Raw genomic sequence first — 14,088 nt, forward strand, 5'->3', positions numbered from 1 at the left:
CACGTCCTGGCGTCTCTGACCGTTGTCTCGGCGAAGGCCGATCACGGCAACTATATCCGGAATTCGATCGAGGTGCGGACCCTTTCTGGTTACCCACGGTAGCTGCTTGTGCCAGCGCAGCAACTGTGCCGAGGTGAAGCTGTGATCGACCGGGTTCGAGGCGGGTGCAGCGCGGTCCGGCCTTCGGCGTCCGACGGCCTCGATGCTCCGCCCGCTCATCGGGGCGTGTCATGGCTGACGTCCGATTTCTCACGTGGCGCTCGATCCCGAGGCGAGTTTTTCAAATCTCCGCCGCAGGTGATCCACGAGCAGTTCCGCACCGATCAACAGGCAGCCCGGATGTCCGCCAGGCACCTGTATCAATTCCAGTTGAGAGCTGAGATGCCGCCACGCTCGGCCATCGTGGTCGGCCGCGTAAAAGGCTACCGGGATCTCGAGCGGCGCCGGACAATACCGCGCCATAGCGATTGAATGAGCGTCCCACAACGCCGTTGGAATTTCGACCTTCGCGGTCGCAGGCTGTTCGTTCGCCGGAAGCTTCAGGTATCGCTCCAGTCTCACCATTTGCTCGAAGGTCCAACGCAGGAGATAAGGCGAAACCAGCGGCTTCAGCAGCCCCAGGATCGCCCGCGGCATTGGACGGGCACTGACGGTCGGCGGGTCTACCATCGTAACCAAATCAACCGTGTGGCCGGCAGCCATCAGCTGGCGGGCCACTTCGAACGCCACCATGGCGCCATTGCACTTGCCGCCCAGAAGAAAGGGACCGCTCGCTTGCCTTGCCAGGATGAACGGCAGGCGGTCGGCGGCCATCGCCTCGATCGAGCCCGGAATCGGCTCGCCATGAAGCCCGTGGGGATTGATCGAGATGATCGGATAATCCGGCCCCAGAAGCTCTACCACCCGCCGCACGCTCGCGTGGCCGCTGACAAGATCGCCGTTGAAGAAGTACAGCGGAGACCGCGTGCCAGGCGCATGGGGCTGGAAGAACGGCGTCGTCCACGTGTCCGTTGGTGCGGAAACCCTTGCGGCAAATTGCCGGACGGTTTCTGCCCCGAACATGATGGTTTCCGGCACGGGATAGCCGACGAGCCGCTCGACCTCGATCAGCATCTCCATCGCGAGAAGGGAGTCTCCGCCGCTGGCAAAAAAATCATCGTCAACGGTCACGGCCTCGTTCTTGAGCAGCCTGCGCCAGAGGGTCAGCAACTCGGCTTCCAAATCCAACGGCCCGTTCGCGACGGGCGCCGGCGTCGTCGCCTCGTGCCCCCGTGGCCGGTCGACCAGCTCGCGCAGACGTCGCCGCTGAACCTTTCCCGTCACCCCCTTCGGCAGATGGTCGAGCGTCAGAATGCGTCTCGGAATCTTGAACGAGGCCAGCTCGCGTTGAAGGAACAGGCGAAGCTCCGCAGCGCTCGCCTGCGCGCCGCGATGAGGGACGATGGCGACTGCGACGTCCTCGCCCAGGCGCGGATGCGAGATCGCGAAGGCCGCAGCTTCGGCGATGGCCGAATGTCGCAATAGCGCGGCCTCGATCTCGGCGGGAGAAATCTTCTCACCACCGCGATTGATCAGCTCGCTCAGGCGGCCGTGCAGCGAAAGGAAGCCGTCTTCGTCGAGGCTGCCGATATCGCCGGTGCGAAACCAACCCTTCGTGAAAGCGGCTTGATTGAGTTCCGGCGCATCGAGATAGCCCGACGTCACGGTCGGTCCACGAATCCAGATCTCTCCGCGCTCGCCGGCTGCCAGGGGATGTCCATCCTCGCCAACGATGGCCACGGTATCGGGCCAGGGTCTTCCGCAGGTGCCCGGCCTGTTCGGACCGGGCGGCAGCTGGTTGGCGGCGATCTGGGCCGCCTCGCTGGAACCGTAATGCTCCAGCACCGGCACGCCGAGAGCGTGTTGCAGGTCGTCCTGCACGGCCCTCGCGAGCGGCGCGCCGCCCGACATGGCGAACCGCAAAGTGTGCGCCGGCTGTGCATTCTCGAGGCTTCGTGCCTTGTCCAGCACCGTGGTGTGAAGCGTCGGGCCTGCCGAGTACCAGGTCGGCCGCAAGACATCGAACCACTCATCGAGTGCGACGACGGCACTGTTCGCCGGGATGGCAATGCTGCCTCCCGTCAGCAACGGCGTGAAGACCGTCACTTTGAGCCCATGGGAATAGTAGGGGGGCGACACGCTCAGGCATCGGTCCCGGGACGTGAGGCCGAACCAGGCCTGAAGGCGTTCGGCCGCCGCCAGCATATTGTCATGGCTGAACGGAATGAGCTTCGGCTGCGCGGTCGTGCCCGACGTCTGCAAAATGAAGGCGGGGGAGCGCGGATCCGGCTCGGCGTCGATGGCAGGGGAGCCGGCAACTTGCACGGCGATCTCGAGCCCAAGCTGGCCCTGTCCGACCGGAGCGGCTTCTATGACGGCAAGCGTTCTGCGGGCTGCGGCCTGGCGAGCTTCAGGGGTACTGCCCTGCAGCACAACGAGGGCGCTCAAGTTCAGCATGTCGAGACGCTGCTCGATTTCAGGCTGGGAAAGGCGTGGGTCGAGAGGAACCGCGACGCTACAGCAGGCGACTGCCACGATGGCGAGAACCGCCTCCGGGCCGTTCGGCATCAAGACCCCGATCCGGGTATTACAATCGAAACCGGCCAAGCGCAGCCGCCGGCGGATTGCGTTCAACTGGCGTTCAAGACCGTTGTATGTCAGGGGCTCGAAAGCGCTCGAGACGATCGCCGGCTGGTTCGGAAACCGACTGGCAGTTCGACCTATGACCTGGCTTATTGTGAGCCGGGCTTCCGACTCCCCATGGTCGCGAGCGTGGAAGCTCTCGGAACACATGGTGGCGGCAGGCGTCTCGTTGTCCAGAAGCATTCCGTCCTACCTTGAACAACGTAAGTCGGCTCGCACAACCATAGCCCGCCGCTCCCGAAGATGCCTTGCCGTACAGCAAGTGAAGCTAGCAATTAAGGATTAGCCAATATTCGGTGCGTCATCCTGCCATCCTGCCGATTGCGACCATTGCTGAGTGGTGGCGTAACCAGGCAGCGGCGCGACTTGAGCTTGCCGATGAGAGCAGTCGTCTGGCTCGCGCGGGATTGAGCAGGCCTCGAACAAGACAGAAATTCTCGAAGACGCAAATGGCTCTCGCCGACTACGTGCCGCGATAGCCATTCGGGTTCTTCATCTGGAAATGCCAATGGTCGGCACACATCTGTGTCAGCGATCGCGCTGATGTCCAGCCCAACAGGTTCTTCGCGAGAGTTGGATCGGCATAGCAGATTGCGACGTCACCGACCCTGCGTTGGTCGATCACATACGGCACGGGCCGGCCACTCACTTCCTTGAATGTCCGGATCACGTCCATGACGCTACTGCCGCTTCCTGTTCCGAGATTGACCGTCAGAAGGCCGGGCTGTCTCAGTTGGCTAAGGGCGCTCAGATGTCCGGATGCAAGATCGACAACGTGAATGAAGTCGCGGATCCCGGTGCCGTCCGGAGTATCATAGTCGTTTCCCCAAACATGCACCGTCGGACGTCGTCCGATCGCCACTTGTGCCACAATAGGCAACAGATTGTTCGGCACATCCAGGGGATCTTCTCCGATCAGTCCGCTTTCGTGGGCGCCAACCGGATTGAAGTAGCGCAAGATGGCAATCCGCCAATCCTTGTCGGACTCATGAAGGTCCTTCAGTATTTCTTCGATGAAGTATTTTGTGCGGCCGTACGGATTGATCGGTGCGACGGGATGCTTCTCGTCCAGCGGCAGGTACGCGGGTGTCCCGTAAACGGTTGCGGATGAACTGAAGACCAGCGTCTTGACGGATGCTCGCGTCATGGCCGACACGAGCCGCATCGTTCCCACGACGTTGTTGTCGTAATAGGTGATGGGTTGAGCGCTGGACTCGCCCACCGCCTTGAGGCCGGCGAGATGAATGACCGCAGTCACGTCGTGGGCGCGCAGGATCTGGTAGATCGCCTCTTCATTGCGAATATCGGCATGCCGGAAAATGACCGATCGCCCGCAGATGGCTCGTATCCGTTCGAGAGAGGCGCTGTTGCTGTTGGAAAGATTGTCGACCGCGACGACATCGAGCCCGGCGTCGAGTAGGGCGACAGCGATGTGGGATCCGATATAGCCGGCACCGCCGGTCAACAAGATCATTTCCGCTTCCGTTTCGCGTCTGCGTGGTCAATGCTCGCCGCGCGCGGGAAATCATCCCGCGCGGTGATGCCGATGCGCCAGACCGGACGAGTCTCAGCTATTTCCGCAGTCGGATCGCCCCGTCGGCTTTTGAGCTCATGTCCTTGCGGGTATGGCCGTTGGCGAGGGAGACTTCGAAGTAGTTCTCCGCATGGTCGATCGCGCCAAGTGGCGCCGGCCGGCCCGCTCTCGCAATCTTGGGAATTTCCCGGCCAGGTGGGAGGAGCCGCTCGGTTACGTCAACGATCTGATGCGCCGAACTGCTGTTTCTCGACCAAGCCGCAGATCGATGGTTCAATCCCCAGATTGCTGCCTGCGTTCTGTTTTGAACCCGAATCTTGCGAAGGATCGCCTTGATGTGAACCTTCACCGTGGCTTCGGCAATCTTGATCTTGCGCGCAATGCACTTGTTGGAATCGCCTTCAATCAGGCACTGCACAATTGAAACTTCCCGCGGCGAAAGTTGCTGAGCCAGCGTGTCATCTGCCGTTGCGACGGCATGATCGTCATCGTTGGGTACAGGAGCATCGTCCACCTCGCGTTTCTCGGTCTCGAGAGCGGACTCCAAGAATGCCGGCGGGAATACCGTCCCACCCATCATGACGAGTTCGATGGACTTGATGAACGCGTCGCAGTTCATCACGTCGATGAAATATCCGGTGGCGCCGGCTCGGAATGCGGCAACCAGATCATTCAGATGAAAGTGATCCGCGACAACTGCGACACGTGCATCCGCGTGACGGCGCTTGAACGAGTCGATTTGCTCGACTGTCGGGCGAAAATCATCGCCACTATGAACGATGAGGAACAATGACGGACTCGCGGGGGCTTTCTGAAGCGCCTCATCGCTGGGCCAATCATCCGCGTCGTATATCGAGGTTAGGACGAAATTCTCCGAATTTAGAATTCTTGCAAGGCCTTCTTTGCGAAGACTATTTTCACCAACCAGTGCAATGGCAAAAGGATATCGTCGTCTCATGGAAACTCTCCCGGACGCTACAATGATACAAGCGGTTGAAGGGTTGAACCCGATTCATTTTTGGTGGCCCGCCCAGCTGAAAAGAACGACGTAAAAACAAGCTTCCTCAGATTCGGTCGATAGAACAAACCTGGGACGAAAAGCGCTTAACCCACTCCGAAAATATTTAAGAATGTTAGATGCTAATCCCCAATATCCCTATATACCGTTGGTTATAGGCATTTGGGGCCGCCAAACTGACGAGGGTGGTCTCTCGATCCTCGTCGACAGGCACTCGCTGAGGGTGCCTCGGATCGTCGCTGCGATTACGCGTTGTGGAATCTGGTTATCGGCGCGCTCCAGGCGGTAGATTCACGGGACCAAACGACAACAAAACCTTACTGAAATGCCTCATATTGGAGTAGCTTATTAATGTCATGGGCGCCGATCTGAACTGAGGGGGATTGAGGGTTGATCGGAAATGCATTTCAGTCGTGTAGTCATTGCCAGTAGATATCCAGTCGTTTTATTGGGTCTGAACTGCCTGCTCGAAGCAGAGCGTGATTTCAAAGTTGTTGCTCGCTGCAATGATATTGCGAGCTGCTTCAAGGCAATACAGAGCCTCGCGCCCGACATCGCCATTTTGGACATGTCGATGCCTGACATTTCTGGGCAGGCCATGCTCGAGGTCGCAAACTCCGGGGCGCTTGGTGTGCGGCTCGTGTTTCTTGCCGCCTCGGTTGAGGATCGCGATCTCGCCATGCTCGCAGCAGCGGGAGCTTGCGGTGTTCTTCTGAGCGAGGAGGAGCCCGAAACGCTCTTGCAGACGTTGCGGCAAGTCGCCGACGGCCAGAAGACATTGCCTCCGCCCTCGTACGAAGAAGCCATCCCTTATGCGCAAACGACGATCCCGGAGAAATATCTTGCGGTGCTGACGGACCGCGAGCGTCAGATCATGCGTTTGGTGTCGGAGGGCTTGTCGAACAAGGAGATTGGCCGCCGTCTGAAGGTGGCCGACGGTACCATCAAGGTTCATCTGCACCACATCTTCCGCAAGCTCGAGATCAGCAACAGGACCGTCCTTGCTACGCTTGCCGTCTCATATTCCGGGCCGACCGGGTCTCCATCCGTCGAATAGCGGCGACGGACCGGCGTTTTTCATCGAGCTTCATGCGCGATGATCATCCCCGCTAGGCCAACGGGCTGTCTGTCCGCCTGGAGATTGCGGAAAACGAGCGTCTCAAGGCAGTTGCGATGAAAACGCCTGCACAACAGCCGGCGCCTTTGACGAACATGTCCTTTACGTATCCATGTCTGTCGGGGAGCAGTCTTTGGATGAGTTCGAAGCCGACGACGATAGCGAGAAGGACGAGCAGGATTGGCAGCACGTGCTTCGGATAGGCGAGCGAAAAGGCGACCCCGATAATGAACAGAGCTGCAAAACGATCGATGTTCGCCGATATCAACGTGTGCGGACGGAATGCCAGCGGTGTATCGGTGACGATGAAGAGGCCTAGGATCAAACCCCAAGCCAAGCATCGGAATACGGTTTGCGTCATCCCTTGTGGTTCAGCAAGAGCGCAGTAACCTGGTTTCATCATTCGCATTCGCAACTACTCTTCAGGCGCGGCCGTTTTAAAGAGATGGATCGTCGTTGCACGATGGGGGCAAGCTCAACTGCGGATCACCATGGCGGGCTAGGTTTTGCCAAGCCACTGGCCAATGTCTCTGGATCCGATGACCCGTTTGGGCCGGTACGGGTTGATCGTTCCAGCTGAAAGTCTCTCGATGCGCTGGTCCTCCGCCAGTTTCCTTGTGAACTGCTTCGCATCCTGTTCGGATACGAATGTCGCAGTCCTTCGTGCGTGCCTGTCGGGCGGAGCATCGCGTTGATCAATGAAGGAGACGTACCAGATGTGCCTTGCTGTCATGCGGGACCTCCGAGGTCAGGTCTAGGCGCGAATACAAATTCGAGACACCAGGCGGTGATATCTGAAAGCTGATCGGCAGAAAGCTTCTTCTCCATTGTGTAGTCGTGATTGGTTTCTGCGAGCCAAAGCAAGCCGGCGATTGGTCCGTCCGCAATGGACGGGAATTGCAGCTTTCGCTCAGCGTGTCGCCGGGGCTTTCAGAGTACTCCTCCTGGACATCAAGCTTGCACGCTTCGTTCCATCGCGAAGTTTGAAGATGGCCACGAGGCGCCGCAGGCGAGCGCTGCGTTCGCTGCTATTCATGCCGCAATGGAAAACTGAAGGACGAACAGTGACTGGCCGCCCGGCTCGGGGCTGTCGCTGATTTCGACATGCCAGCGAAGATGACGCAAGAATGGCTCCGTCACGTCGTGCTTGAGTATCTCGCCGCTCAGTTCAATCGCCGTCGTCCGTGCGGCGAAAATGTCGGGAAGATCCAGGCCGACATCATCGAGCACTGAATGGCCGCCGTGGATATGAAAAAAATACCGCGGCATTGGTGTCTCCGGATGAGGCGAACATTCCGACGACTGCGACGAGCTCGACGCATCAAAGTGGTGTCATCGCACCACGGTGAGGCGGACGGCAAGCCGCTATTCTAGGAGGGCGGATCATCATTGTTGGGTACCCCGACGTGGACCTGCACCATCATCGGTTCGGAAGGTCGAGCGACGCATCGGGTCGAGAGGAGACCAGCCGAATTCGTGCGGGCTTGTCGGCAATGAGCCAGCGATTCGGTCACCGTGATTTCGAGACTATGGCAAGCGGCCGGCGGCAAGCAGAGAACGCCGCTCGTCAACGCGAATACAATCACGCCGTTACGGAAACTGAGGCAGGCGGCCGACCAGCAGGAAACGGCTGCGGACCACGGACGCGCCGAGATCTCTCGGATGGTCAGGGAAGCGTGCGGCAATACCTGACACCCGAAGCCGGCAAGCAGTATTTCGCGACGGCCCCCGGTACTCGCCAGGCGCGTCGGCGATCAATTATTTGTGCGGTGCGGCAATATTGATATTGCATTGCAATAATAGCTGACTAACTCTGCTTCTCACGTGCCACTGAGGAGCCTTCCGTGATCAAGATTTCCCTCTCCACCCTTGCCGCCGCTCTCGCGATCGCAACCGCCGCGTCCGCTGCGGAGCTTCCGACCTATGAGGCTGCGGGCCTGCCGATCTCGGCGGTGCAGGCCGGCGTGATTGGCGCCGCCAACGCCCGCGAGCAGGCGCCTGTTGCGACCACATCGGCGACGCCGCATCAGCTCAGCGTTCTGACGCCCCGCAACAAGATGACGACCGCGCGGGCCGCTGCCCGCACCGACCGCTCGGTCCACTGATCGGCATAGCCGTTCCCGGAAGGCCCGCGACGACGTCGCGGGTCTTCGGCGGGCGTAGAGCAAATGCATCGCGCGCTCAGCTGCGTCCGACGCAAGCTCGCGCCGCTCGCCGCCGCCAAGTGGCGCCTCACGCCGTTGGCGCGAACTCCCGCAGGTGGAGTTTGATTGCGGCGTCGACCTCGTCCGGGTGATCGACCTGAGGCAGTCGCCGAGGTCGAGAAATGGTGGCCGATCGTCAAGTCGGCGAATATCAAGGCGGAATAGCTGCAACGATGATTTTCGGCGTGATCGGCAGATGCGCGTTAAGGCATCCGCTGTCATGGCAGGGCTGGCAGCTTGCAGGCTCGGCACTGGAAATCGTCGCCGCGCTCGTCGGCGCGAACTTCGAATTCCTCCGAAACCCGAACAATTCGGTTGCGAAGCGGGGCGACCTCGGAAAGCTCAGCGTGGCCCGTGCGTCGGCATTTCGGGCACCGCAGGATCTCAATCCAGTAGGTTTGGGTCATGACGTCGTCTGCAAACGCTCGCGCAATGATAACCCCGTCTGGCGCGAAGAAAATTGATCCAGCTCAAAAACGCGGCCGCATCTCCTCCAATTCCGCACCTGTTCAAACGCCAAAGCGCGTTTCGAGCCCCCGGGGCGAGCGCTGCTCAAATCGGTGAAAACTCTGACCGCGTTAACCTTTGATTAACCATGCGGTCCGATTGTTAACCATTCGACAAGACAACCGAGTCAGGGGCGATGGACGCAACTCAACAGGTCGCACGTCAGCAGGTCCGCATGCGCGGCCGTTCCTACGTTGCGTTCGTTTTCTCGCCGGTCGTGCCTGTCGTGTCCTGGCTGGCCGAGATCGACGCGACGCTGGCGAAGTCGCCGGGCTTCTTCACCGGCAAGCCCATCGTGCTCGACCTCTCGGCGGTCGATCTCAGCCAGACCGCGATCGCGCATCTGATCGGCAGCCTCGGTGAGCGCAACATCCGCATCCTCGGCATCGAGGGCGTCGACGAATCGAAGCTCGGCGCCAACATGCCGCCGCTTCTGACCGGCGGCCGGGCCTGCGCGATCACCCATGTCGAGCCGCAGAAGCCGCAGGTGCAGGAAAAAAACAAGGACAAGGACAAGACCAAGCTGCCGTCGCTGCTGCTGGAGAGCCCGGTCCGTTCCGGCCAGTCGATCGTGTTTGCCGAGGGCGACGTCACCGTGCTCGGCTCGGTCGGCTCCGGCGCCGAGATCGTCGCCGGCGGCTCGATCCATGTCTACGGCACGCTGCGCGGCCGGGCGATGGCCGGCATCAACGGCAATTCGGCGGCCCGCATCTTCTGCCAGAGGATCGAGGCCGAGCTGCTCGCGATCGATGGCTACTACCAGACTGCGGAAGAAATCGCCGACAGCTTGCGCAACCGGCCCGCCCAGGCGTGGCTCGAGGGCGAAATGCTGCGCATTACACCATTGAACTGACCGACCACAAGGAGAGAGAGAATGGCCAAGGTATTGGTCGTGACGTCTGGGAAGGGCGGGGTCGGCAAAACGACCTCAACCGCCGCGCTCGGCGCGGCGCTCGCGCAAATGGGTCAGAACGTCGTCGTCATCGATTTCGACGTCGGCCTGCGTAACCTCGATCTGGTGATGGGCGCGGAGCGTCGGGTGGTGTTCGACCTCATCAACGTGGTGCAGGGCGTCGCTAAGCTGCCGCAGGCGCTGATCCGCGACAAGCGGCTGGAGAATCTCTGGCTGCTGCCGGCGTCGCAGACCCGCGACAAGGACGCGCTGAGCGAAGAGGGCGTTAAGCACGTGATCGCCGACCTCAAGACCAAGTTCGACTGGATCCTGTGCGACAGCCCGGCCGGCATCGAGCGCGGCGCGACGCTCGCGATGCGCTACGCCGACGAGGCCGTTATCGTCACCAATCCGGAAGTGTCGTCGGTTCGCGACTCCGACCGCATCATCGGCATGCTCGATTCCAAGACGGTCCGCGCCGAGCGCGGCGAGCGCGTCGAGAAGCATCTTCTGGTCACCCGCTATGATGCCGGCCGCGCGGCGCGCGGCGAGATGCTGTCGATCGACGATATCCTGGAAATCCTTGCGACCCCCTTGCTCGGCATCGTCCCGGAAAGCCAGGACGTGCTGCGCGCCTCCAATGTCGGCTGTCCGGTCACGCTGAACGCAGCAAGCAGCGCGCCGGCGCGGGCCTATACCGACGCGGTACGCCGCCTGATGGGCGAGGCGGTGGAGATGACCGTGCCGGTTCAACGCAAGGGGTTGATGGATCGGCTACTGCGACGGAGGGCGGCATGATGAACGTAATGCGGCTGTTCGGCGGCCGCGCCGCATCGGCGCCCGTCGCGCGGGAGCGGTTGCAGATCCTGCTTTCGCATGAGCGTGGCCGGACCGGCGCGCCAGATCTCCTGGAGACACTTCGCTCGGAAATCCTGAGCGTGGTTTCCAAGCATATCGACGTCGACCCCGACAAGGTCGTGGTCCGGATGGACCGTGGCAAGTTCGTCTCGATGCTCGAGGTCGACATCGAGGTTCCCAATGGCGTGCAACGATCGAAGATGGTGGCGGCCACATGACGGCAGACAGCGATAGTCACATTGCCTGGCAGCGCGCGCAGCTCAAGAAGCTGCGGGCGGCGTTGAGGGCGATCGAGGCCGATCAGCTCGGCAAGGCCAATTGCGGCCGTGCGACGCAGATGACGATCGACGAATTGCAGCGCAAGATCGGCGAGTCGGGCCGCTGCATCGCGGAGTACGAGCGCCGGACCCGTCGCCCACTGGCGACGGACCTCGGCAGCCTCGCCAGCGTCAGCTGGACGCACTGGAACGCCAACATGCCGATGGCCAAGGCGCCGCGCCACCGCGCGTAGTGCGATGATTCTCCCATCGTCATTGCGAGCCACCCGGTCGGCGCAAGGCGCCGCCGGATGACAGGCTCCGCGAAGCAATCCATTTTTCCGCATAGGCGGCTCGATGGATTGCTTCGTCGCTATCGCTCCTCGCAATGACGGGAAGAGACAGGCGACCTACAGCAAGAACGCCAGCGCGCTCTCGCAACTATCCTCGACTTTGAGGGTGAGCAGTTCGTCGGCGCGGGTGCGGCCGAGATTGACGGCGGCAATCGGCAGGCCGTGCTGCTCTGCCATCCGGACGAAGCGAAAGCCGGAATAGACCATCAGCGAGGAGCCGACCACCAGCACGGCGTCGGCCTGCTCGAGATGCGCCTGCGCCGACGCGACCGTATCGCGCGGCACGTTCTCGCCGAAGAACACCACATCGGGTTTCAGCACGCCGCCGCAGGCTTCGCAGGCCGGCACCACGAACGACGAAAAATCTTGCTCGAGATCGGCGTCGCCGTCGGGAGCGTCGGCGGCATCGAGCGTGAGCCAGGCGGGGTTTCGTTGCGCGAGCTCGTGCTGGAATTGTTCGCGCGGCATCGTCGCGCCGCAGCCGAGGCAGCGCACCACGTCTAATCGGCCGTGCAGGTCGATCACCCGCCGGCTGCCGGCGGCCTGGTGCAGGCGGTCGACATTCTGGGTCAGCAGCAGCTCGCAGCGCCCCTGCTGTTCGAGCTTGGCCAGCGCGCGATGCGCGCCGTTCGGCGCGGCGCGGCCGAACCGTCGCCAGCCCACCATGCTGCGCGCCCAGTAGCGCTGCCGCGTCGCCGCCTCGCCCAAGAACGCCTGGATGGTGACCGGGCGGGTCCGCTTCCAGTTGCCGTCGCTGTCGCGATAGTCAGGAATGCCGGAATTGGTGCTGCAGCCGGCCCCGGTCAGGACAAACAGGCGCTGGTGGCCGGCGACGAAATCCTCGAGGGCGGGGTGTGGCATGGCAGCACATCTAGTGCGGCGTGCGTATCTGCGCCAGATGTGGGGCCTGCCGCGAGCGGACCTTTCACGCCGCCTCTGCGTTGACGGCATGGCACCCGAGGCGTGGTGCTGCGCGCGCCTGTTTGCCTGGCGCAATTGCCGACGGAGTGATCGATGCGGCCGGGATTCATCGTCGTCGTTTGCGGGCTGATGTCGTTGGCGTCATCGCCGTCCCATGGTCAGGATGCGGGCGTGTCCGGCGAGCAGGCGTTCAACAATTCCTGCCGCACCTGCCGCACGGTCAAGGACGGCGACAACCGCGTTGGCCCGAACCTGCACAATGTGGTCGGCCGCAAGGCCGGATCGGTTGCGAACTTTCCTTATTCGGAGGCGATGAAATCATCCGACATCGTCTGGGATGAGAGCACGCTGCTGCGCTTCATCGAAGATCCCGAGGCCGTGGTGTCGGGCAACGGCATGAAGCCGTATACCGGCGTGCGCTCGGCGGAGGATCGCGCCAGGATCGTGGCGTTCCTGAAATCCCCCGGCAAGTGACCGTTGGCGGTAGGCCGGTCTCACTTTGCCGGCACGACGAAGACCTGGCCGGGATAGATCAAATTGGGATTGCGGATCTGCTGCGAATTGGCCCGATAGATCACGGCGTAGCGCTGTCCGGCGCCGAATGCGCGCTGGCTGATCCGCCACAGGCTGTCGCCGCGGGCGACGGTGGTCGTGGTGATCTTCGGCACGATCACAGCGGAGGCGGACTTCACATCGGATGCGGTGGCGGTTGCCGCCGCGGCGAGCTGTGGTTTGGCGATATCCGCACGGCCGGACGAGGTTGGCGATGCCGGGATCGATGCGGTCGTCATCGTGTCCGGAACGTTGAATGGCACCTCGGCACGCGCGCGGACCTTGCCGGAAGTGGGGTCGACGTCGTCAAGCCGCACCTGATAGTTGCCGGCCGTCACGCCCTTGTTGATCGTGACCGAGAGGTGCCCCGCCTCGTCGGCCGTCGCGGACGTGATCAAGCTGCCGTTGAGATAGAGCCTGACGGTCGCGCCGGGAGCTGCCTGACCGCTCACATGGAGCTTGCCGTCCGGTTCGGTCTCGACGGCCTCGATGGCCACTTTCCCAGCCGCCGGCGCCGTGGCCGCAGGTTGCGACAGCACGCGGACCGGTTTGTCCGGTGTCATCAGCGCCACCATCGGCCGCTCCCGCGTCGCAGCCTCGAGCGCCACCGCCACGCTTTGCTTGGAGGTCACCTGCTTGCCGTCGCGCGTCATGCGCAGGGTGAGGTCATAGTTTCCCGGCGGAAGCGGGCGCGGGACCATGACGAACTGGCCGGACTTGTCCGCCACGACGCGATCGTGCACCTCGCCATTGCGCAGCAGTTCCACCGTCGTGCCCGGTAGCGCCCGGCCGGCAACAACGGTCTCGCCGGTCGGCTCGATGTTGACGACGTCGAACTCCGGCACCGCGTCGCCGCCTGGTGCCGGCGCCGGTCCCGCCAGCACGTCGGCCAAGGCCGCGGTCTCGGTTTGCGCCTTTGCCAGCGCGGTCTTGTTTTGGTCTCGCGCCGGAGCCGCTGGCGCGGATGGTGCTGTCGCCGTCAAAGGCGTGCTCCCGCCCAGGATTTGCTGGGTTTGGCGGATGCCGAAGACGAGCGCCGCCGTGCCGCCGGCGGCAAGTGCCAGCAACGGAATGACCAGTCGGATCGCCGTGGCGTTCATGATTGTCATCCGCGGATGATGTCCCCCGCGCATCCGCGCGCGACCCCCGCCCCCCGCGGGGATTTAGTGAGAGACTGCGCCGGTTTGCGCCGG

The 14,088-nt window shown here is 62.2% G+C and carries 15 protein-coding genes; 8 read left to right on the plus strand and 7 right to left on the minus strand.

All coding sequences use genetic code 11. The features are described 5' to 3' along the window. Positions 1-249: 249 nt before the first annotated feature. The 3 genes from J2R76_RS29890 to J2R76_RS29900 form a co-directional block, all read right to left on the minus strand. Positions 250-2,865, minus strand: coding sequence for an AMP-binding protein (locus J2R76_RS29890; protein WP_253625295.1), 2,616 nt, complete (start codon positions 2,863-2,865; stop codon positions 250-252). Positions 2,866-3,145: 280 nt separating this feature from the next. Beyond that, positions 3,146-4,156 (minus strand): UDP-glucose 4-epimerase GalE, encoded by a 1,011-nt coding sequence (gene galE, locus J2R76_RS29895; protein WP_076834838.1) that lies wholly within the window; start codon positions 4,154-4,156, stop codon positions 3,146-3,148. Positions 4,157-4,253: 97 nt separating this feature from the next. Continuing rightward, complete coding sequence (locus tag J2R76_RS29900) at positions 4,254-5,174, minus strand: response regulator transcription factor (RefSeq protein ID WP_076834840.1); 921 nt, start codon at positions 5,172-5,174, stop codon at positions 4,254-4,256. Positions 5,175-5,634: 460 nt separating this feature from the next. On the opposite strand from J2R76_RS29900, the gene J2R76_RS29905 reads away from it, so the two are divergent. After that, entirely contained in the window at positions 5,635-6,291 is a 657-nt protein-coding gene (locus J2R76_RS29905; protein ID WP_225162391.1) for a response regulator transcription factor, read from the plus strand. A 52-nt stretch (positions 6,292-6,343) separates the two neighbouring features. Here the strand turns inward: J2R76_RS29905 and J2R76_RS29910 are convergent, their stop codons facing one another. Then, the gene (locus tag J2R76_RS29910) at positions 6,344-6,760 is read right to left on the minus strand and encodes a VanZ family protein (protein ID WP_083715236.1); all 417 of its coding nucleotides are present in this window, start codon (positions 6,758-6,760) and stop codon (positions 6,344-6,346) included. A 623-nt stretch (positions 6,761-7,383) separates the two neighbouring features. Beyond that, positions 7,384-7,620: a DUF6894 family protein gene (locus J2R76_RS29915; protein ID WP_028335246.1), complete on the minus strand. Its 237-nt coding sequence runs from the start codon at positions 7,618-7,620 to the stop codon at positions 7,384-7,386. A gap of 575 nt (positions 7,621-8,195) precedes the next feature. Between J2R76_RS29915 and J2R76_RS29920 the strand changes: the two genes are divergently transcribed. From J2R76_RS29920 to J2R76_RS29945, 6 genes are all read left to right on the plus strand, one after another. Further along, entirely contained in the window at positions 8,196-8,456 is a 261-nt protein-coding gene (locus tag J2R76_RS29920; RefSeq protein ID WP_076834843.1) for a hypothetical protein, read from the plus strand. A gap of 221 nt (positions 8,457-8,677) precedes the next feature. After that, positions 8,678-9,019, plus strand: coding sequence for a hypothetical protein (locus tag J2R76_RS29925; RefSeq protein WP_057021177.1), 342 nt, complete (start codon positions 8,678-8,680; stop codon positions 9,017-9,019). A gap of 179 nt (positions 9,020-9,198) precedes the next feature. Then, the gene (minC, locus tag J2R76_RS29930) at positions 9,199-9,915 is read left to right on the plus strand and encodes a septum site-determining protein MinC (protein ID WP_028335249.1); all 717 of its coding nucleotides are present in this window, start codon (positions 9,199-9,201) and stop codon (positions 9,913-9,915) included. Between the two features lie 21 nt (positions 9,916-9,936). Then, positions 9,937-10,752, plus strand: coding sequence for a septum site-determining protein MinD (gene minD, locus J2R76_RS29935; protein ID WP_057021178.1), 816 nt, complete (start codon positions 9,937-9,939; stop codon positions 10,750-10,752). After that, a complete protein-coding gene (gene minE / locus J2R76_RS29940; RefSeq protein WP_026192121.1) occupies positions 10,752-11,030 on the plus strand; it encodes a cell division topological specificity factor MinE in 279 nt (92 codons plus the stop codon). The genes minD and minE overlap by 1 nt, the downstream gene beginning before the upstream one ends. Continuing rightward, positions 11,027-11,323: a hypothetical protein gene (locus J2R76_RS29945; protein WP_057021179.1), complete on the plus strand. Its 297-nt coding sequence runs from the start codon at positions 11,027-11,029 to the stop codon at positions 11,321-11,323. Before minE ends, J2R76_RS29945 begins: the two co-directional genes overlap by 4 nt. Positions 11,324-11,479: 156 nt before the next feature. Here J2R76_RS29945 and J2R76_RS29950 read toward each other — a convergent pair whose 3' ends face one another. After that, positions 11,480-12,283: an NAD-dependent protein deacetylase gene (locus tag J2R76_RS29950; RefSeq protein WP_076834846.1), complete on the minus strand. Its 804-nt coding sequence runs from the start codon at positions 12,281-12,283 to the stop codon at positions 11,480-11,482. Positions 12,284-12,436: 153 nt separating this feature from the next. On the opposite strand from J2R76_RS29950, the gene J2R76_RS29955 reads away from it, so the two are divergent. Continuing rightward, positions 12,437-12,817, plus strand: coding sequence for a cytochrome c family protein (locus J2R76_RS29955; RefSeq protein ID WP_253625296.1), 381 nt, complete (start codon positions 12,437-12,439; stop codon positions 12,815-12,817). Positions 12,818-12,837: 20 nt separating this feature from the next. Here J2R76_RS29955 and J2R76_RS29960 read toward each other — a convergent pair whose 3' ends face one another. Next, positions 12,838-13,995, minus strand: coding sequence for an Ig-like domain-containing protein (locus J2R76_RS29960; protein ID WP_244559025.1), 1,158 nt, complete (start codon positions 13,993-13,995; stop codon positions 12,838-12,840). Positions 13,996-14,088 lie beyond the last annotated feature (93 nt).

Source organism: Bradyrhizobium sp. USDA 4532 (genome assembly GCF_024171315.1).
Classification (GTDB): Bacteria; Pseudomonadota; Alphaproteobacteria; order Rhizobiales; family Xanthobacteraceae; genus Bradyrhizobium; species Bradyrhizobium australafricanum.